At 60.5% G+C, this 18,495-nt stretch carries 18 protein-coding genes; 6 read left to right on the top strand and 12 right to left on the bottom strand.

The annotated features are described in order from the left end of the window. Positions 1-3 precede the first annotated feature (3 nt). Positions 4-543 carry an ankyrin repeat domain-containing protein gene (locus BLL36_RS18200; protein WP_076952729.1) on the bottom strand — a complete coding sequence of 180 codons (540 nt, stop codon included), beginning with the start codon at positions 541-543 and terminating at the stop codon, positions 4-6. Between the two features lie 55 nt (positions 544-598). Further along, positions 599-2,140 (bottom strand): catalase KatB, encoded by a 1,542-nt coding sequence (gene katB / locus BLL36_RS18195; protein ID WP_076952728.1) that lies wholly within the window; start codon positions 2,138-2,140, stop codon positions 599-601. 287 nt (positions 2,141-2,427) lie between these two features. On the opposite strand from katB, the gene mscL reads away from it, so the two are divergent. Continuing rightward, positions 2,428-2,844 carry a large-conductance mechanosensitive channel protein MscL gene (gene mscL, locus BLL36_RS18190; protein ID WP_076952727.1) on the top strand — a complete coding sequence of 139 codons (417 nt, stop codon included), beginning with the start codon at positions 2,428-2,430 and terminating at the stop codon, positions 2,842-2,844. A 115-nt stretch (positions 2,845-2,959) separates the two neighbouring features. On the opposite strand, the gene BLL36_RS18185 is transcribed toward mscL, so the two are convergent. Further along, positions 2,960-3,736: a ferredoxin--NADP reductase gene (locus BLL36_RS18185; RefSeq protein ID WP_076952726.1), complete on the bottom strand. Its 777-nt coding sequence runs from the start codon at positions 3,734-3,736 to the stop codon at positions 2,960-2,962. A gap of 386 nt (positions 3,737-4,122) precedes the next feature. Here BLL36_RS18185 and BLL36_RS18180 point away from each other — a divergent pair, with 386 nt between their 5' ends. Both BLL36_RS18180 and BLL36_RS18175 read left to right on the top strand, forming a co-directional pair. After that, a complete protein-coding gene (locus BLL36_RS18180; RefSeq protein WP_076952725.1) occupies positions 4,123-4,842 on the top strand; it encodes a helix-turn-helix transcriptional regulator in 720 nt (239 codons plus the stop codon). Positions 4,843-4,999: 157 nt separating this feature from the next. After that, on the top strand, positions 5,000-6,124 hold the full coding sequence (locus BLL36_RS18175; RefSeq protein ID WP_076952724.1) for a methyltransferase: 1,125 nt from the start codon (positions 5,000-5,002) through the stop codon (positions 6,122-6,124). Positions 6,125-6,194: 70 nt separating this feature from the next. On the opposite strand, the gene BLL36_RS18170 is transcribed toward BLL36_RS18175, so the two are convergent. Genes BLL36_RS18170 through BLL36_RS18160 form a run of 3 tightly spaced genes read right to left on the bottom strand, consistent with a single transcriptional unit; the run spans position 6,195 to position 8,835 of the window. After that, complete coding sequence (locus BLL36_RS18170) at positions 6,195-6,362, bottom strand: DUF2474 domain-containing protein (RefSeq protein ID WP_076952723.1); 168 nt, start codon at positions 6,360-6,362, stop codon at positions 6,195-6,197. A gap of 12 nt (positions 6,363-6,374) precedes the next feature. Then, positions 6,375-7,382 (bottom strand): cytochrome d ubiquinol oxidase subunit II, encoded by a 1,008-nt coding sequence (gene cydB / locus BLL36_RS18165; protein ID WP_076952722.1) that lies wholly within the window; start codon positions 7,380-7,382, stop codon positions 6,375-6,377. 1 nt (position 7,383) lies between these two features. Then, positions 7,384-8,835, bottom strand: a complete 1,452-nt coding sequence (locus BLL36_RS18160) for a cytochrome ubiquinol oxidase subunit I (protein ID WP_076952721.1) — start codon at positions 8,833-8,835, stop codon at positions 7,384-7,386. 313 nt (positions 8,836-9,148) lie between these two features. Between BLL36_RS18160 and BLL36_RS18155 the strand changes: the two genes are divergently transcribed. Beyond that, positions 9,149-10,387, top strand: a complete 1,239-nt coding sequence (locus BLL36_RS18155; protein ID WP_076952720.1) for an MFS transporter — start codon at positions 9,149-9,151, stop codon at positions 10,385-10,387. A gap of 135 nt (positions 10,388-10,522) precedes the next feature. Here the strand turns inward: BLL36_RS18155 and BLL36_RS18150 are convergent, their stop codons facing one another. The 4 genes from BLL36_RS18150 to BLL36_RS18135 all read right to left on the bottom strand — a co-directional run bounded on the left by BLL36_RS18150 (position 10,523) and on the right by BLL36_RS18135 (position 14,736). Then, complete coding sequence (locus BLL36_RS18150; RefSeq protein ID WP_076952719.1) at positions 10,523-12,706, bottom strand: xanthine dehydrogenase family protein molybdopterin-binding subunit; 2,184 nt, start codon at positions 12,704-12,706, stop codon at positions 10,523-10,525. Beyond that, positions 12,703-13,692 carry an FAD binding domain-containing protein gene (locus tag BLL36_RS18145; protein WP_076952718.1) on the bottom strand — a complete coding sequence of 330 codons (990 nt, stop codon included), beginning with the start codon at positions 13,690-13,692 and terminating at the stop codon, positions 12,703-12,705. Before BLL36_RS18145 ends, BLL36_RS18150 begins: the two co-directional genes overlap by 4 nt. Further along, positions 13,689-14,195, bottom strand: a complete 507-nt coding sequence (locus BLL36_RS18140) for a (2Fe-2S)-binding protein (protein ID WP_076952717.1) — start codon at positions 14,193-14,195, stop codon at positions 13,689-13,691. The genes BLL36_RS18145 and BLL36_RS18140 overlap by 4 nt, the downstream gene beginning before the upstream one ends. 94 nt (positions 14,196-14,289) lie before the next feature. Next, positions 14,290-14,736, bottom strand: coding sequence for a DUF4879 domain-containing protein (locus tag BLL36_RS18135; protein ID WP_076952716.1), 447 nt, complete (start codon positions 14,734-14,736; stop codon positions 14,290-14,292). 173 nt (positions 14,737-14,909) lie between these two features. Here BLL36_RS18135 and BLL36_RS18130 point away from each other — a divergent pair, with 173 nt between their 5' ends. Together BLL36_RS18130 and trmA are read left to right on the top strand one after the other, a co-directional pair. Continuing rightward, positions 14,910-16,205 (top strand): NCS2 family permease, encoded by a 1,296-nt coding sequence (locus BLL36_RS18130; protein ID WP_076952715.1) that lies wholly within the window; start codon positions 14,910-14,912, stop codon positions 16,203-16,205. Next, entirely contained in the window at positions 16,202-17,281 is a 1,080-nt protein-coding gene (gene trmA, locus BLL36_RS18125; RefSeq protein WP_076952714.1) for a tRNA (uridine(54)-C5)-methyltransferase TrmA, read from the top strand. Before BLL36_RS18130 ends, trmA begins: the two co-directional genes overlap by 4 nt. Before the next feature lie 60 nt (positions 17,282-17,341). Here the strand turns inward: trmA and BLL36_RS18120 are convergent, their stop codons facing one another. Continuing rightward, on the bottom strand, positions 17,342-17,806 hold the full coding sequence (locus BLL36_RS18120; protein ID WP_076952713.1) for a DUF2442 domain-containing protein: 465 nt from the start codon (positions 17,804-17,806) through the stop codon (positions 17,342-17,344). Further along, positions 17,803-18,231 (bottom strand): DUF4160 domain-containing protein, encoded by a 429-nt coding sequence (locus BLL36_RS18115; RefSeq protein ID WP_076952712.1) that lies wholly within the window; start codon positions 18,229-18,231, stop codon positions 17,803-17,805. Before BLL36_RS18115 ends, BLL36_RS18120 begins: the two co-directional genes overlap by 4 nt. Between the last annotated feature and the right edge of the window lie 264 nt (positions 18,232-18,495).

Raw genomic sequence — 18,495 nt, 5'->3', positions numbered from 1 at the left:
AGCTCAGCGCGGCGCCGGGGTCCGGATTTCACCGCTGGCCAATCGTGAAGCACTGTTGCCGACCGGGTCCTCGGCGTTGAGGTCGGCGCCCTTGGCTTTGAGTTCGTCCAGCAGCTCGACACGCTTGAACAGCCCGGCGTACATGGCGGCGGTCTGCCCGGCGCCGTTACGTTGGTCGGGGTTGCAGTCGGTGGCCAGCAGGCGCTGGGCGATTTTCAACTCGCCCTTGAAAATCGCCCCCATCAGCGCGGTATTGCCGCGTTTGTCCTGCACGCAGGCGTCGGCGCCAGCACTGAGCAAACGCTCCACAAACGGGCCCTGGCCGTGATAGGCGGCGAGAATCAGCGCCGTGTAGCCCTTGTCGTCCTGGCTGTTGAGGCTGTAGCCGGACTCGATAAAGGTGTTGAGCATGTCGACATCGCCACGGCGGGCGGCGTCGAAATAATAACCTTGAAGCTGAGCCTTGAGCGCGACCGGGTCGGGAGACTCGGCATGGGCGACAAAGGCCAGCATCGTCATCAGTAAACCGATAGAAATACGCATGGGTTTCTCCTGCCAGGGGTCGACGCCCTTGCGGGCGCCGACCGGAACCAACGAGTCAGTCAGTCAGTTTGTCCGCCAGCGCTTTCACGCGAGCCAGGTCGCCCTTGGCAACCTTGGCCACGCCGGTGCCGTACTCCGGGTCGGCCTTGTAGAGGAACGACAGGATGATGTGCTTGCTCGCGTCGTCGGTGGTCGCCAAGGAGCCGCCGAAGTTTTCGATCAAGTCCTGACGCTCTTTCTTACTGTAGGAGCGATACAAATCCCCAGCCTGCTTGAAGTTCTGCTCACGCTGGATCTTCGCCTGCTGGGTGCTGCCCGACAGGGCCGACTGGCTATAACGCGCGGTCTGCGGTTCTTCGCGAGGTTCCAGGCGGCTTGGCTGGTAGTTCACGCCGCTCGTGGTTTTACCCATGTTGAGCGCGCCGTCCTGGTTACCGTTGTTGACCGTCAGCCGTGGCGCGTTGATCGGCAGCTGCAGGGCATTGGCGCCCAGACGGTACATCTGGGTGTCGGCGTAAGAGAACACTCGGCCTTGCAGCAGGCGGTCCTCCGACGGCTCGATACCCGGCACCAGGTTGGCCGGGGCCATGGCCACTTGCTCGGTCTCCTGGAAGACGTTGGCCGGGTTGCGGTTCAGCACCATTTGTCCGACTTTACGCTCGGGCACACCCGGCCAGATCTTGGTGGCGTCCAGCGGGTCGAAGTCGAACTTGGCCAGGTCCTCCGGCTTGAGCACCTGCACATACAGGTCCCACTTGGGGAAGTCGCCCTTGTTGATATGGGTGACCAGGTCGTTGGTCATGTGGCTGTAGTCACGACCCTGCACTTCGGTGACCTGCTTGGGATCCAGGTTCTTGATGCCTTGCAGACTCTTCCAGTGGAATTTGACGTAGTGCACTTCACCCTTGGCGTTGATCAGCTTGTAGGCGTGCACACCGTTGCCGTCCATTTCGCGGTAGCTGGCCGGGGTGCCCGAGTCGGAGTACAGCTCGGTCAGGGTGCGAGTGGATTCGGGCACGTGAGAGAAGAAGTCGAAGCGACGGGAATCGTCGTCCAGGTTGGTACGCGGATCTGGCTTGAACGCGTGGACCATGTCCGGGAACTTGATGGCATCACGGATAAAGAACGTCGGGAAGTTGTTGCCGACCAGGTCCCAGTTACCGTCAGCGGTGTAGAACTTGGTGGCGAACCCGCGCGGGTCACGCAGGGTTTCCGGGGAATGGTTGCCGTGGACCACGGCGGAAAAGCGCACGAACACCGGCGTGGCTTCGCCGGCTGCGAACACTTTTGCCTTGGTCAGGTCGCTGAGGCCGTCGGTGACCGTGAAGGTGCCGTGGGCCCCGGTGCCACGGGCGTGTACCACGCGCTCAGGGATGCGTTCGCGGTCAAAGCGTTGCAACTTCTGGATCAGTTGCACGTCCTGCAGCAATACCGGGCCGTTGGGGCCGGCGGTTTGCGAGTTCTGGTTGTCGCCCACGGCGGCGCCGTTATCGCGCGTCAGGTTGGCGGCTTGCACAGAAAGGGAAAGCAGGCTGGCGGTCACCAGTACCAGCACGGATCGCGCTGCAACAGGCCCGCGGCTCTTTGGATTTTTCATCGAGGTTTCCTCTGGTTTTTTTAATGCACATTCAGTTGTGCTTGCCAGAGGCTAGTGACCCGCGAGTCAGAAGATAAATAGAAAAGCCGTACCACCCCGATTAATAAAATAATCTGGTAAACCCCTGATTTGGCGCGTATTCCGCGCGCGATTGGTGGCACTTTGCAAACTATTTGCGATTTAATGTGTCGATTAAAACTAACAGTGTTAACGGTTGTGTCAGGCAAGCCCGCCATGACTGACTTACACTTAGCTCCACCCTTCTCATCTGTAACAAGGAATAACCTATGGGCGTGATCAGTGAGTTCAAGGCCTTCGCGGTCAAAGGTAATGTGGTCGACATGGCCGTCGGTATCATCATCGGCGCCGCCTTCGGTAAAATTGTTTCATCCTTTGTAGGCGACGTAGTGATGCCCCCACTCGGTCTGTTGATCGGCGGTGTGGACTTCGGTGACCTGGCCGTGACACTCAAGGCGGCACAAGGCGACGCACCCGCGGTGATCCTGGCCTACGGTAAATTCATCCAGAGCGTGGTGGACTTCCTGATCGTCGCGTTCGCGATCTTCATGGGCGTAAAAGTCATCAACCGTCTGAAGCGCGAAGAGGCCGTTGCGCCAAAGCTGCCACCGGTGCCAACCAAGGAAGAAGTGTTGCTGGGCGAGATCCGCGATCTGCTCAAGGCCCAGAACGACAAACCGCTGTAGGAGCGAGCTTGCTCGCGAAGAACTCATAGGCGCCGCGTTCGTTCAGGAAAACCACGTTGTCGCGGACGTTTTTCGCGAGCAAGGACTAGGCGTCCCCCTCGCTCCTACAAATTTATTACCAGTAGTTTTCGACCGCCACCTGGCCCGGACGGCGGCTCAAGCTCAGGTTCATATTTCGTTGCTTGAGCAACTGCCGCGTGTCATCGACCATCTGCGGGTTGCCGCAAATCAGTACGCGGGAATGCTCCGGGGTCAACTCCACGCCGGCCGCCCTTTCCAGTTCGCCATTTTCGATCAGGGTGGTGATGCGCCCATTCAGCGCGCCTGGATGTTGTTCACGGGTGACGATGGGAACGTAGGTGAGTTTGTGCGCGTATTCGGCCAGGTACTCGCGCTCACCCAGTTCCTTGATCAGCGCCTGATACGCCAGCTCCCTGGCTTCGCGTGCGCTGTACACCAGGATGATGCGCTCGAATTTTTCCCAGACTTCAAAATCCTGCAAAATCGATAGGAACGGCGCAATGCCGGTGCCGGTGCCCAGCATCCACAAATCGCGACCATCGACGAAACGACTCAAGGTCAGAAAGCCGGTTGCCTGACGTTCCACCAGCAGCGTGTCGCCTACCCGCAGACGGCTCAGCTCACTGGTGAACTCACCGTTCGGGACGACGATGGAGAAGAAATCCAAGTGCTCGTCAAACGGCGACGACACCAGCGAGTAAGCGCGCCATACGGTGCTGCCATCCGCCTTGGTCACCCCCAGGCGCACGAACTGGCCCGCCGTGAAACGAAACCCAGGATCGCGGGTGGTGCGCAGGGTAAACAGGCTGGGGGTCAGCGATTGCACATCGAGCAAGGTCTGGCGGGTAAATTTCTCAGCACTGGCCGTCATGGGGGCCTCCGTTCAACAGGTGCCCTAGTGTCTCTCAAAGTAGCGCGGGGAAACACCTACGGCGAGTGATGGCATCTTGCAAACAGCAGTAATGGCTATATAACTTCACCGCCGATCAATTCGCTATTAGTCCTTTTAGAAAAGGCATAAATAGGTGTTAGTTAATCGTTACGGTACGCCTCAAGCTTTTCATAAGCCGTGATTTTCGACAACTTTCTGAAGAGCATCTGCGGATAGCCTTTCAAAAAAATTCTAAAATCCTTTCGTGCAATAACGAAATTTTCCTCTTGGAATTTAGCCCCTGTCCTACACTCATTTCCGTACAGCGCTGGGACTTCAGGAAGTATCCCAGGGAGCGGAAAATGGCGTGGTATGGAGAGTATTCAATGATCCACTGGCTAAATACACAACACCTCCAACATAAAGAGGAGGACGGGCTGACCGAGGTTTTTGATATGGTGATCACTAAGACCTATGAGCTCGGTTTTCGTCACTGCTGCGTCAAGATGAGTTCCAATCAATCCAAAGACAATGCACATCCAGTTGTACTTACGAACTATCCAAATGAATGGGAAACAGTCTATGAAAAGGCAGAGTTCTTCCGCATAGATCCCGTCGTGAAGTATTGCCAAGACAATGTATTACCCCTTGTCTGGCAAGAGGGGATATTCAAATGCGTACCAGCACTCTGGTCATTGGCGCTAACCCTAGGTGTGCATAACGCGCTGACCTTTACCGTGCATGATCCCCGAGGGGTCATCAGCATGTTGACCCTGAGCCGTAGCAAAGGCGCAGTCACGCCGGAAGAACTCTACGAGAAAGCAGGCCTGGCGCTGTGGCTGTGCCATCTGGTACATGAAGCATTGGCGCACAAGCATGCCGATAAACCCCATGTCAGGTCTGCCAGCCCTGGCAGCACATTGACCGCACGGGAAACCGAGATACTTAAATGGACGGCCGATGGCAAGACGGCTAATGAGATCGGCATGATTATTTCGATTACACCGCGTACGGTAGGCTTCCACATCAGCAGCATACTCAGGAAGCTGGGCGTCAATAACAAAATCGCCGCCGTGCTCCGCGCATCAAAAATGGGGCTGTTTTAGCCCAACGAGAAACCCCATGTTTTCTCGCTGAAAAAACCGTAACATTTACGCCCCATTCTGAGTGTTGAGCAGCCCCGCAGGTGCAGCACGCAGTTCACTCAGACGGTTCGGCCAGCCACCGCCGAACACTCATCGTTTATCTAGAGCCTCCCCCGCCATGCCCCTGCTTGAAAGCCCCTTCGCCCAGCTCGATCTGATCCGCCAGCCAGAGCAACATAACGATCCGCTGCAAGCGTTCGATGCCGCTGACGAGTACCTGCTCAATCATCTGGCCGAACAGCAGCTGCCTGCTGCAAGCCGCGTGCTGGTGCTCAACGACAGCTTCGGCGCCCTGGCGGCCAGCCTTCAGGGCCACATGCAGGTCACCTCCAGCGGCGACTCATTCCTGGCGGCCCAGGGCCTGGAGAAAAACCTGATACGCAACGGCAAGGGCTTTGACGCTGTACCGTTCATTCCGGCCAGCCAGACACCCGCCGGGCCTTTCGATTGCGTGCTGATTCGTGTGCCGAAAACCCTGGCGCTGCTTGAAGAACAATTGATCCGCCTGCAAGGGCACTTGGCGCCGGGTGCCCAGGTCGTCGCAGGGGCGATGATCAAGCACTTGCCAAGGGCGGCAGGCGAGTTGCTGGAGCGCTATATCGGGCCGATGCAGGCGTCGCTGGCGGTCAAAAAAGCACGCTTGCTGATCGCCACGGTGCAAGACCGCCCGATTGCCGTCTCGCCTTACCCCACCCGCTACACGCTGGACGCACCGGCCATCGAACTGCTGAACCACGCCAATGTGTTCTGCCGCGAAAACCTCGACATCGGCACCCGCGCGTTCCTGCCGCACCTGCCGAAAAACCTCGGCAACGCGCGGGTGGCCGACCTGGGTTGCGGCAACGGCGTACTGGCCATCGCCAGTGCGCTGCAAAACCCTGACGCGCAATACACCTTGGTGGACGAATCGTATATGGCCGTGCAATCGGCGGCCGCCAATTGGCAAGCCGCGCTCGATGAACGCGATGTCGTCGTGCGCGCCGCCGATGGCCTGGCGGGCCAAGCCGCCGATTCTCTGGAGGTGGTGCTGTGCAACCCGCCGTTCCACCAGCAGCAAGTGGTCGGTGATTTCCTCGCCTGGCGCATGTTCCAGCAGGCGCGGGAAGCGCTGGTAGTAGGCGGTGCGCTGTATATCGTCGGCAACCGGCACTTGGGTTATCACACCAAGCTGGCGCGGCTGTTCCGGGGCGTCGAACACGTCGCCACCACGCCGAAATTCGTGATCCTCAAGGCGCGCAAGTAAAAAAAAGGCCCTGCCACTCCGAAGAGAGGCAAGACCAAAAAACCGTGCCGCAAGGCAACGGGATGGGAAGTCAGTGCGTGGTCAGGCCGGCCGCATTCATGAACATGCGCATCAGGCTGGCCACGACGAACAGGGTCAGCACGCTGCCGGTCCAGATCATCGCCAGCCATCCCAGGCGCCGCCACAACGGCCGCTTCTCGGCCTGTTCAATCTCGTGCAACGACGGTTTGCCGGACATGGAAATACCCTCTTAGTGATAACCGTCTTCGTGGGTGACCTTGCCGCGGAACACGTAGTAGCTCCAGAAGGTGTAACCCAGGATGAGCGGGATGATGAATAACGTGCCCACCAGCATGAAGCCCTGGCTTTGCGGCGGCGCGGCAGCGTCCCAGATCGACACCGACGGCGGGATGATGTTGGGCCACAGGCTGATCCCCAGCCCGCTGTAGCCCAGAAAGATCAGCACCAGCGTCAGCAGGAACGGCGTGTAATGCGCATGCCGTGCCACGGCGCGGAACAGCCCGTACAGGGTCACCAGTACCAGGATCGGCACCGGCAGGAACCAGAACAAGTTCGGCAGAGTGAACCAGCGCGAGGCGATTTCCGGATGCGTCAGCGGCGTCCACAGGCTGACGATGCCGATCACCGCCAGCACCACGAGCGCCAGCGGCCGTGCCAGGTTGTGCATCTTTTCCTGCAGCGGCCCCTCGGTCTTCATGATCAGCCAGGTGCAGCCAAGCAACGCATAGGCCACGATCAGCGCCACGCCGCAGAACATCGTGAACGGCGTGGCCCAGTCCAGCGAGCCGCCGGCGAACTGGCGGTCGACCACCGGGAAACCATCAATGAATGCGCCCAGCGCCACGCCCTGGAAGAAGGTGGCGGCAATCGAGCCGCCGATAAACGCCTTGTCCCACAGGTGCCGCTTGTCGTCCTTGGCCTTGAAGCGAAACTCGAAGGCCACGCCGCGAAAGATCAGGCCGATCAGCATCAGGATCAGCGGCAGGTACAGCGCCGACAGCACCACCGAATAGGCCAGCGGGAAGGCGCCGAACAACCCCGCGCCGCCCAGTACCAGCCAGGTTTCATTGCCGTCCCACACGGGCGCTACGGTGTTCATCATCACGTCGCGGTCGGTCTTGCCCGGAACGAACGGAAAAAGAATGCCGATCCCCAGGTCGAAGCCGTCCATGATCACGTACATCATGATGCCGAAGATGATGATCACGGCCCAGATCAGCGGAAGATCAATACCCATCTCAATGCCCCTTGTGCTGGATGTCGTCGTGCTGGGATGTAGTGTCATTCTCGGTGCCATCATCGGCAGCCGACAACGGACGCGCCGGTGTGCGTTTCTGGCCGGGCCCGCCATGGGTTGGCTCAGTGACGTCATGGGTGACCGGGCCTTTGCGCACCAGGCGCATCATGTAGCCAAGGCCCGCACCGAACAGCGCGAAGTACACCACTACGAACAGCACCAGGGTGATAGTCATCTGCGCCAGGCTATGCCCGGATGAAGCATCCGCCGTGCGCATCAAGCCATAGACCACCCACGGCTGGCGGCCGATCTCGGTGGTGAACCACCCTGCAAGGATTGCGATCAGGCCGGACGGGCCCATCCACAACGCCAGGTACAGGAACGGCCTGGATGTGTACATCTTGTCGCCCCGGCGCAGCCAGAGGCTGAACAGACCGGTGAAGATCATCAGGAACCCCAGGCCGACCATGACCCGGAACGACCAGAACACGACGGTCGAGTTGGGGCGGTCCTCGGGTGGAAACTCCTTGAGGGCCGGCACTTGCTTGTCCAGGGAATGGGTAAGGATCAGGCTGCCCAGGTAAGGGATTTCCACGGCGTATTTGGTTTTTTCGGCCTTCATGTCCGGCCAGCCGAACAGGATCAACGGGGTTGGCTCGTTGCCTTTGTTCTCCCAGTGGCCTTCGATCGCAGCGATTTTCGCCGGCTGGTGTTCCAGGGTATTGAGACCATGGAAATCACCGATCACCGCCTGGATCGGCGCCACGATCAGGGCCATCCACATGGCCATGGAGAGCATTTTGCGGATCGCCGGGTTGTCCTTGCCACGCAACAGGTGCCAGGCCGCCGAGGAGCCGACGAAGAACGCGGTGGCCACAAAAGCCGCCGTGGCCATGTGCGCCAGGCGATAAGGGAACGACGGGTTGAAGACAATGGCAAACCAGTCGGTGGGAATCACGCGGCCGTCGACGATTTCAAAGCCCTGGGGCGTCTGCATCCAGCTATTGGACGACAGGATCCAGAACGTGGAAATCAAGGTACCTACGGCCACCATGACCGTGGAGAAGAAGTGCAGGTTGCGCCCCACCTTGTTCCAGCCGAACAGCATCACGCCCAGAAAGCCGGCCTCGAGGAAGAAGGCCGTGAGCACTTCGTACATCAGCAGCGGCCCGGTGACGGCGCCGGCAAAGTCCGAGAAGCGACTCCAGTTGGTGCCGAACTGGTAGGCCATGACCAGACCGGACACCACGCCCATGCCGAAGTTGACGGCAAAGATCTTCGACCAGAAATGGTAGAGGTCGCGGTAGGTGTCGTTTTTGGTCTTGAGCCACAAGCCTTCCAGCACCGCGAGGTAACTGGCCAGGCCGATGGTGATCGCCGGGAACAGGATGTGGAAAGAGATGGTGAACGCAAATTGGATTCGGGCGAGATCTAGCGCCTCCAAACCGAACATAAGTCTTCCTCTGTCAGGTGATACCGGTTCCGGGCGCAAGCCTGCACCCACTGCCCCCACGGATATGGAGTCTGGCGAATTTCGATTCGTTTCTTTTTTTACCCGCCGTGCAGGAAATCAGGCCCTGAGGCCGCCAGGCCAACGTGCGGAAATTGATCTGGATCAAGCATTGCTGAAAGAGTAGTCCGATTTTCGATGAAGGGCGGCGTGGTCTTTTGCCGCGTGACAGACTGTCTCAGCTCAGTTGGCGCAACTATCTGTTACAACTTAATGATAATCTCGGCGCTTCCTCCGGCCCTGACCTGAACTCCCAATGCCCAGTGAACCCGCGTTGTTGTTGCGTCACCACCGCCCTTTCATCGCGTTCTGGCTGGCGCGCATCTTTACCGCCAGCGGCTTCCAGATGCTCACCGTGGCCATCGGCTGGAACCTCTACCAACTGACCGGCAATGTGCTGGACCTGGGATTGGTCGGGTTGGTGGAATTCGTACCGCGCGTGTTGTTCATGCTGCACACCGGGCATGTGGCCGACCGCTATGAGCGACGCAAGGTCGCCGCCATCTGCCAGACCGTGCAGGCGTTGATTGCCCTGTCATTGGCCATCGGTGGCCTGACCGGCAACGTGACCCGCGAGATGATTTTTATCCTCGCCTTCCTGCTGGGTGCCGCGCGCTCGTTCGAAATGCCCACCACCCAGGCGATGCTCCCGAGCATCGTGCCCAGCGCGCTGTTCCCGCGGGCCGTGGCTTCGTCGCAGTCGGCCCAGCAACTGGCAACCATTGTCGCCCCAGCCCTCGGCGGTTTGCTCTATGCGTTTGGCAGCGTGTGGGTGTATGGCCCCACGGTGGTGATGTACCTCATTGCCTGCGCACTGACCCTGAACTTGCCCGCGCGCCAGACACCGCTGAATAAAGCCAAGGCGACCGTGGATTCGTTATTGGCCGGCATCCGCTTCATCCGCAGCCGTCCGGACATCCTCGGCGCCATCTCCCTCGATTTGTTCGCGGTGCTGCTGGGCGGCGCCACCGCCTTGCTGCCGGTGTTCGCCAAGGACATCCTGCTGACCGGTGCCTGGGGCCTGGGCCTGCTGCGCTCGGCACCGGCGGTGGGTGCGTTGCTGATGTCCTTGTGGTTGGCGCGGTTCTCTGTCGACCGGCATGTCGGCCGCGTGATGTTCACCGCCGTCGGCGTGTTCGGCGTGGCGACCATCGCCTTCGGGCTGTCCACTTCGTTCTGGTTTTCCCTGGCGGTGCTGGTGGTGCTGGGCGCAGCCGACATGATCAGCATGGTGATCCGTGCGTCGTTCGTGCAGTTGGAGACGCCGGATGAAATGCGCGGGCGCGTCAGTGCGGTCAACGGCTTGTTTATCGGCGCGTCCAATCAGTTGGGCGAGTTCGAGTCCGGAATTACCGCCCACTGGTTCGGCACCGTGCCCGCCGTGGTCATGGGCGGGATCGGTACGCTGGTGGTGACCGGGGTGTGGATCAAGTTGTTTCCGACCCTGGCGAATCGAGATCGGATGCATGTGCCGGTGGAAGAGCCCAGGACTTAGGCACTACCGCGATTCATTGTGGGAGCTGGCTTGCCTGCGATAGCGGTGGGTCAGCACATGATATATGACCTGACCCACCGCTATCGCGGGCAAGCCCGCTCCCACATTTGAACCGGTGATGTCCGGAGGATTGCGCTAGAGCACCTTATCCAAGGTAATCGGAAACTCCCGCACCCGTTTGCCGGTGGCGTGATAAATCGCATTCGCCACCGCCGCCGCTACGCCGACAATGCCGATTTCACCGACTCCCTTGGACCCCAGCGCGTTGACGATCTCGTCGTGTTCTTCGACAAACACCACGTCAATCTCGCCGATATCGGCGTTCACCGGAATGTGGTATTCCGCCAGGCTATGGTTCATGTAGCGCCCCAAGTGATGGTCGATCTGGGTCTCTTCGTGCAGGGCCATGCCGACGCCCCACACGACCCCGCCGAGGATCTGGCTGCGCGCCATCTTCGGGTTGACCACGCGCCCTGCGGCAATGGCGCTGACCACGCGGCTGACCTTGATGGTGCCCAAGTCTTCATCCACGCGCACCTCGACAAACACTGCCGAATGGGTCGCCGTGGCGTAGCTTTCACGTTTTTTGTCCGGCTCACTGTCGACCTGCACTTCCATTGCGTCTTGGCCGCTGTCCTTGACCAACTGTGCCAACGACACACTTACGTCGCCGGTATGCAGTTGACCCTCTTCGAAGCGCACAGACTCGGCGTCCTTGAACACCGGGTAAGTCTGCCGGGCGACTTCCAGCAGCTTGTCGGCCAAGGCTTCACAGGCTTGCTGCACGGCCGTGCCGACGGAGGACACGGTAAAAGAGCCGCCCTGCAGCGGCGCTGTGGGCAAGGAGGAATCACCCAGCACAAATGTCACATCGTCGACCGATACGCCGCTGGCCTGCGCCGCGATCTGGGTCATCACCGTGTAAGTGCCGGTACCGATATCGGTGGTGGCGCTGCTGACAGTGAGCTTGCCGTGCGCGTCGATCCGCGCCTTGGCGCTGGCCTTCATCTGCATGGCCTCCCACACGCCGCCGGCCATGCCCCAGCCGATCAACTGGCGGCCATCGCGCATGCTGCGCGGTTCCGGGTTGCGCTGGCTCCAGCCGAAACGCTCGGCACCTTCGCTGTAACACTCGCGCAGGGCCTTGCTCGACCAAGGCTTGTCTTCGTTCTGGTTGCGCTCGGCGTAATTGATCAAGCGCAGTTGCACCGGGTCGATGGCCAAGGCGCAGGCCAGTTCGTCCATGGCGCATTCCAGGCCGATCACCCCGAGGGCCGCACCCGGCGCGCGCATATCCAAGGGCGTGAACACGTCCAGTGGCGCCAGCTTATACGTCAGCTGCACATTGTCGCAGTGGTAGAGCATGCCGCTCCATTCCACCACATGTTCACTGAAGTCCTCGAAGCGCGACGTCTGGCCGATAGCAGTATGCCCCAATGCCAGCAGACGCCCGTTGGCGGCGGCGCCCATTTGCAAGCGCTGCAAGGTGCGCGGGCGGTAGCCGAAGGTGAACATCTGCTGGCGCGTCAGCGTGACCCGCACCGAACGTTTGAGCGCCAGGGAGGCCATCACCGCCAGTGGCAATTGATATTGCGGACGCAGGCCGGAACCGAAGGCGCCGCCGACGAACGCGGCAAAAATACGTACCTGGCTTTTATCCAGGCCGAACACTTTTTGCACATAGGCCTGGCAGTTCTGCGGCCCCTGGGTCTTGTCATGGATATGCAGGGTGCCGTCCGCCTGGTACAGCACGGTGCTGGCGTGGGGTTCCATGGGGTTGTGGTGTTCGACCGGCGTGCTGTAGCGCAGGTCCAGGCTGATGGCGGCGCCGGCCCATTCGGCCTGGAAGTTGCCGCGCGGACCTGGCGGGGTTTGCGGTGAGGGGTGGGCCTGTTCCTGCACTGCCGCCAGGTCGGTTTCGAAGGCCTCGGTTGCGTACTCGATCTCCACTAGGGAACCGGCATGTCGCGCCAGCTCAAGGTTATCGGCGATCACCAGCGCCAGGGGCTGGCCGCTGTACAGCACACGGTCGTTATAGAGCGGGCGAAACGGCGAACCGTCGGCCGCATCTGCATCCTGGAAGGCATCGTCGTAGCTCGCGATCTTCGGCCGATTAAGATGATGAATGACTTCCACCACCCCCGGCAACGCCAGAGCTCTGGACGCATCGATCTTAATCACGCGGCCCTTGGCAATGCTGCTCGACACGACGCTGCCGTGGAGCAAGCCTTGTTCAGGAAATTCACCGGCATAACGCGCCTGGCCAGTGACCTTGAGCAGACCGTCGACACGGTCCAGGGGTTTTCCGATAGCGGTCATGGGCGTTCTCCTGCGACAGCGGCGTCACTCAGGGCACGAATAATCCCCCGGCGTGCCAGCTTGATCTTGAAGCCGTTGTGCACCAGCGGCTCAGCGTCCTGCAGCAGTGCGTCGGCGGCCTGGCTGAAGGTTTCGCGGCTGACCACCTGGCCGATCAACGAGGCTTCCACCGCGCGGTCACGCCAGGGTTTGTGAGCCACGCCACCCAACGCCAGGCGCGCGTCGATGATGGTGTCGCCGTCCAGCTCGAGCGCTGCGGCCACGGACACCAGGGCGAACGCATAGGAGGCGCGGTCGCGGATTTTCAGATAATTGCTATGGCTCGCCAGGTTGTCGGCGGGCAATTCGATGGCGGTGATCAGCTCGTCATCGGCTAATTGGTTGTCGCGCTGCGGCGCATCACCGGGCAAACGGTGGAAGTCGGCGAACTCGATGACCCGCGCGCCGCCGCGACCTTCGACATGCACCCGCGCTGCCAGCGCCGCCAGGGCGACGCACATGTCCGAAGGATGGGTCGAGACGCACTGTTCACTGGCGCCGAGAATCGCGTGGATGCGGTTCAAGCCGGTGCGCGCCGGGCAGCCACTGCCGGGTTCGCGCTTGTTGCAGGGCACGTTGGTGTCATAGAAGTAGTAGCACCGCGTGCGTTGCAACAGGTTGCCGCCGGTACTGGCCATGTTGCGCAGTTGCGGCGAGGCGCCCGCGAGGATCGCCTGGGACAGCAGTGGATAACGCTGTTCGATCAGTGGGTGCCAGGCCAGATCGGCGTTGCTCACCAGCGCGCCGATCAGCACGCCGCCCTCGGCCGTCTCCTGAATGTGGTTTAACGGCAACCCGGTGATATCGATCAGATGCTCGGGGCGGCTGATGTTTTCTTTCATCAGGTCCAGCAGGTTGGTGCCTCCGGCGATAAAACGTGAAGCGCCACTGCTCAGGTGCACGGCCTCCTGCACATCGACCGGTTTACTGTAATGGAAGGGATTCACTGCTCACCTCCCAAGACTTCCTGCACGGCATCGCGAATATTGTTGTAGGCGCCGCAGCGGCACAGGTTGCCGCTCATCAGTTCCTGGATCTGCGCGCTGTCATGGGCGCGTCCTTCGTTGACCAGGCCGACGGCCGAGCAGATCTGGCCGGGGGTGCAATAACCGCACTGGAAGGCGTCGTGCTTGATGAAGGCCTGCTGCATCGGGTGCAACTGGTCGCCGGTGGCCAGGCCTTCGATGGTGGTCAGCTCGGCGCCGTCGCACATCACGGCCAGGGTCAGGCAGGCATTGATCCGTTTGCCATCGCGTAACACCGTGCAGGCACCGCATTGGCCGTGGTCGCAGCCTTTCTTGCTGCCCACCAGGTCGAGCTGTTCGCGCAAAAGGTCGAGCAGGGTGGTCCAGGGCAGCACATCCAGCTGGCGCTCCTGGCCGTTGAGGCTCAGGCGTATGGAGTGGCTGACGAACGGTTGATCCGCCGCGCCATTAGGGGTCGCGCTCATAAACACCTCACGGGTTGGTGTACATCCGCGGCGTTGGGAAGTCGCCGTCTCAGGGGTACGACTTCCTGAGGTTTTGAGCGTTCAAGCGGATTGATCAGCGGATATTGAGCAGTGTCTTGAGGGTGTTGCGCGGGGGGTTGATCGAGGCGTTGCTGTATTCGAACCAGCCTTGCGCCTGCACATTCAGCTCAAACACGTAGATATAGCCCATCAGCGTACCCGCCCCGCTGCAGGCCTGGCTGATGCTGCCGACTTGGCACACAGCGGTTCGCTGGCCATCGAGCACGGCACCATTGAAGCGGCCAACCGGATTATTGCCCAGGCCGACTTCCATCACGGAGACCTTGGTGGCTCCGCGGTGCGTGCACATCTGCGTGGTGTTCACGCTTTCAGGGATGGTTTCGGTGCAACCCGCCGACTCAACCTTGAACACACGCACCTCGCTCAAGGGCGGTGCAGTGGCGCCCCACGCCGGTGCCGCGCCGAGGCACAGGCTCAGACAAGGGATCAGGGCTAGACTCCACGGGTTGGCTTTTTTCATGGGGCGGGTGACCTTCGTTTAAACGTCGGCGCAGTATGCCTCAAGGCCTCGGCTGCTGGTATGATGCGCCGCTTTTTCCGATCCTCTCTGAAACCACAGGCGCTTGGCGCAGTTTGTGCTTTGACTTAGAGGTCAACAAATCACGACGCAACCAAGCGTCACAGGGAGCAGGCATGCTGGAAAAGCTGTTTCAACTCAAGGCACACAACACCAACGTGCGCACCGAGATCCTCGCGGGCATCACGACATTCCTGGCCATGGCCTACATCCTGTTCGTGAACCCGAGCATCCTCGGCGAGACCGGCATGGACAAGGGCGCGGTGTTCGTCGCGACCTGCCTGGCGGCCGCCATCGGTTCAACCGTGATGGGCCTGATCGCCAACTACCCGATCGCCCTGGCGCCGGGCATGGGCCTCAATGCCTTCTTTACCTACACGGTGGTCCTGCACATGGGCCACACCTGGCAGGTGGCGCTGGGCGCGGTGTTCATCTCCGCGGTGCTGTTCTTCCTGCTGTCGATTTTTCGCATCCGCGAATGGATCATCAACGCCATTCCGCTGCCCCTGCGCTCGGCGATTGCCGCGGGTATCGGCCTGTTCCTGGCGCTGATCGCGCTGCATAACGCCGGCATCGTGGTGAGCAACCCCGCCACCATGGTGGGCCTTGGCGATCTGAAACAACCGGCGCCGATCCTGGCCACCCTGGGTTTCGTGCTGATCGTCGCACTGGAAGCCCTGGCCGTACGCGGCGCGGTGCTGATCGGCATCCTGGCGGTGACCATCGCCTCCATCGTATTGGGCTTCACCCCATTCATCGGCGTGACCTCGGTACCACCGTCCCTGGCGCCAACCTTTCTGCAACTGGATATCAAGGGTGCGCTGGATATCGGCCTGGTCAGCGTGATCTTCGCCTTCCTGTTCGTGGACTTGTTCGATAACTCCGGCACCCTGATCGGCGTGGCCAAGCGTGCCGGCCTGATGGGCAAGGACGGCCATATGCCGAAAATGGGCCGTGCGCTGATCGCCGACAGTACCGCCGCCATGGCCGGTTCGCTGTTGGGTACGTCGACCACCACCAGCTACATCGAATCGGCCGCGGGCGTGAGCGCCGGTGGCCGTACCGGCTTGACCGCCATCGTGGTCGCGATCCTGTTCCTGCTGGCGTTGTTCTTCTCGCCACTGGCGGCCAGCGTGCCCGCCTACGCCACGGCACCCGCGCTGCTGTTTGTAGCGGTGCTGATGACCCAGGGCCTGGCCGAAATCGACTGGGACGACATTACTGTTGCAGCGCCGGTGGTGATCACCGCCCTGGCGATGCCCTTCACTTACTCCATCGCCAACGGCATCGCCTTCGGTTTCATCGCCTGGACCGCCATCAAGCTGCTTTCGGGCCGCTACCGTGAGCTGAACCCGGCACTGGTGATTCTGTCGATTCTGTTTGTGATCAAGCTGGGCTGGTTCAACGCATGACTTTTGACGCCACACGCTACACCGCTCAACTGCAGGACAAGGTCACGCGCTTGCGTGACCTGTTGGCGCCGTTCGGCGCCCCCGAGCCGCAGGTATTCGACTCACCGCTGCAGCACTTCCGCCTGCGGGCGGAGTTCCGCCTGTGGCGCGAGGACGGCGAGCGCCACTATGCGATGTTCTCGCAGGACGACAAGCGCACGCCGATCCTGATCGAAGACTTCCCGATTGCCAGCCAACGCATCAACCAACTGATGCCGCAACTCAAGGCCGCCTGGCAAGCCAGCGCCGCCCTGAGCCACAAGCTGTTCCAGGTGGAGTTCCTGACCACCCTGGCCGGCGACGCGATGATCACCCTGTGCTATCACCGCCCGCTGGACGAGCATTGGCATAGCGCCGCGAACAAGCTGGCAGCAGACCTGAACGTGAGCATCATCGGCCGTTCCAAGGGCAAGCGCGACGTGATCGGCCATGACTACGTGGTGGAAAAACTCGACGTGGGCGGCCGTACTTTCAGCTACCGCCAACCTGAAGGCGCGTTCACCCAACCCAACGGCACCGTGAACCAGAAGATGCTCAACTGGGCATACGAAGCCTTGGGCGATCGCCCGGACGATCTGCTCGAGCTGTACTGCGGCAACGGTAACTTCACCCTGCCGCTGGCGACCCGCGTGCGCAAAGTGCTGGCCACCGAGATCAGCAAAACCTCTGTGAACGCCGCGCTGAGCAACCTTGATGAAAACGCGGTGAATAACGTCACCCTGGTGCGCCTCTCCGCCGAGGAGCTCACCGAAGCCCTCAACGAAGTGCGCCCGTTCCGCCGCTTGCACGGCATCGACCTGAAAAGCTACGAGTTCGGTAGCGTATTCGTCGACCCGCCGCGCGCCGGTATGGACCCAGACACCTGCGAACTGACCCGACGCTTCGACAACATCCTGTACATCTCCTGCAACCCGGAGACGTTGGCGGCGAACATTGCGCAGTTGCACGACACCCATCGTATTACCCAATGCGCGATGTTTGACCAGTTCCCGTGGACGCACCATATGGAATCCGGGGTGTTGCTGACCCGGCGATAAGCCGGCCCGACACCACCAATCCCTTGTTGGAGCTGGCTTGCCTGCTCCCATACTGGAATTTCATACATCCGTTGAATCGCCGGGCTCCACGACTTCCTTGCGGGGCCGGCCACCCTTCTTGCCATTGGCCCGGGCGGCCGCCGATTTGGCGGCGCTGCGTTTGCGACCATTGCGGGAGGCCACCAGGCTTGTCGCGAGGTCCATCAGCGGCTGGCTTGTAGCGATCAGGCCCGTGATCGAAACGTCCAGATCCTTGGCCTCGCAGCAAAGCGCCTTGCCGCCGAAACCCACTTCCAGCTGCTGGAAGTCCTGCGCGGAAAACCCCTCGAACTCCGGCAGGCCGGCCACCGGCAACATGACACGGCTGCCGTCGCTGAAGCCAATGGAGATGCAGTCGTCTTGATAGCGCACGTTGCTGGCGTTGGCATACAGACGCTTGAGCTTGCGTCCGCGGGCTATTGCCTTTTCGACATCAGCGTCGGTGAGGGGGACATAGGGTATGACTTTGGCTTTTACGATTTTCATAAATTAATTCCCACGTTATCAGGCGCTCTTACCAGATTCAAAATTGTCCGTTGCTCTACTACGTCGTGCCGGGCGTTTGCAATGACATAGACACCACGTCGAATGACCAGCCCTGGAACCAATTCACCAGCGTCCCAATCCCAGGAATGATTCTCCAGGCAAACCGTTTGCAGCTTTTCCCACCAGATCCTGCGTGCCCGCGCCAGATAGTGTCGCTGCATTATTGCCTCGCGTATGTCCTTCAGGACCGCTTGAGGTGGCCGGCTGCGTTCAGGGTTTACATCCCGCAACTCCACTTCCCCATCCAGGAAACTGAAACGAAAACGCGCATCCCATTCCGGCCCCCTGACATGCACATGGGGTGGGCAATGCTCGTCCCTGAGAAACACTGAAATTACATATCCTTTGTAAGCACCTACTCTCATACTAACCCATCCGTTAGGTTATTTTCCGTCAGGTAACAATTTTTCCGTGCCACCCGACAACCGGCTCCTTTTTCCGAAGCTGCTTCACAGACTAGTAACGACTAAAAAACCGGCGAACGTGGGGTTGTAACCACTCATGCCAATGGTTGGAAATACGCGGCCAACGCTCGTCAATCCCTGCCCGCCCAGCAATCCCCCGTAATACCTTGGCTTCTTCGGGCGATAATTAAAGGTTCGATAATCGAACATATCCGCCCACGCCAA

This window comes from Pseudomonas cedrina subsp. cedrina (assembly GCF_001983175.1).
GTDB lineage: Bacteria > Pseudomonadota > Gammaproteobacteria > Pseudomonadales > Pseudomonadaceae > Aquipseudomonas > Aquipseudomonas cedrina.
Note: the sequence above shows the minus strand (reverse complement) of the source record. Positions and strands in the feature narration are given on the sequence as shown.

Bases quoted from the DNA above. Each gene is read 5' to 3' on its own strand.
- cydB (WP_076952722.1), bottom strand. From the start codon at position 7,382: ATGGGTATTGATCTTCCGCTGATCTGGGCCGTGATCATCATCTTCGGC.
- BLL36_RS18175 (WP_076952724.1), top strand. From the start codon at position 5,000: ATGCCCCTGCTTGAAAGCCCCTTCGCCCAGCTCGATCTGATCCGCCAG.
- BLL36_RS18170 (WP_076952723.1), bottom strand. From the start codon at position 6,362: ATGTCCGGCAAACCGTCGTTGCACGAGATTGAACAGGCCGAGAAGCGG.
- mscL (WP_076952727.1), top strand. From the start codon at position 2,428: ATGGGCGTGATCAGTGAGTTCAAGGCCTTCGCGGTCAAAGGTAATGTG.
- katB (WP_076952728.1), bottom strand. From the start codon at position 2,140: ATGAAAAATCCAAAGAGCCGCGGGCCTGTTGCAGCGCGATCCGTGCTG.
- BLL36_RS18150 (WP_076952719.1), bottom strand. From the start codon at position 12,706: ATGACCGCTATCGGAAAACCCCTGGACCGTGTCGACGGTCTGCTCAAG.
- BLL36_RS18135 (WP_076952716.1), bottom strand. From the start codon at position 14,736: ATGAAAAAAGCCAACCCGTGGAGTCTAGCCCTGATCCCTTGTCTGAGC.
- BLL36_RS18130 (WP_076952715.1), top strand. From the start codon at position 14,910: ATGCTGGAAAAGCTGTTTCAACTCAAGGCACACAACACCAACGTGCGC.
- BLL36_RS18115 (WP_076952712.1), bottom strand. From the start codon at position 18,231: ATGAGAGTAGGTGCTTACAAAGGATATGTAATTTCAGTGTTTCTCAGG.
- BLL36_RS18180 (WP_076952725.1), top strand. From the start codon at position 4,123: ATGATCCACTGGCTAAATACACAACACCTCCAACATAAAGAGGAGGAC.
- BLL36_RS18185 (WP_076952726.1), bottom strand. From the start codon at position 3,736: ATGACGGCCAGTGCTGAGAAATTTACCCGCCAGACCTTGCTCGATGTG.
- BLL36_RS18200 (WP_076952729.1), bottom strand. From the start codon at position 543: ATGCGTATTTCTATCGGTTTACTGATGACGATGCTGGCCTTTGTCGCC.
- BLL36_RS18140 (WP_076952717.1), bottom strand. From the start codon at position 14,195: ATGAGCGCGACCCCTAATGGCGCGGCGGATCAACCGTTCGTCAGCCAC.
- BLL36_RS18160 (WP_076952721.1), bottom strand. From the start codon at position 8,835: ATGTTCGGTTTGGAGGCGCTAGATCTCGCCCGAATCCAATTTGCGTTC.
- trmA (WP_076952714.1), top strand. From the start codon at position 16,202: ATGACTTTTGACGCCACACGCTACACCGCTCAACTGCAGGACAAGGTC.
- BLL36_RS18155 (WP_076952720.1), top strand. From the start codon at position 9,149: ATGCCCAGTGAACCCGCGTTGTTGTTGCGTCACCACCGCCCTTTCATC.
- BLL36_RS18120 (WP_076952713.1), bottom strand. From the start codon at position 17,806: ATGAAAATCGTAAAAGCCAAAGTCATACCCTATGTCCCCCTCACCGAC.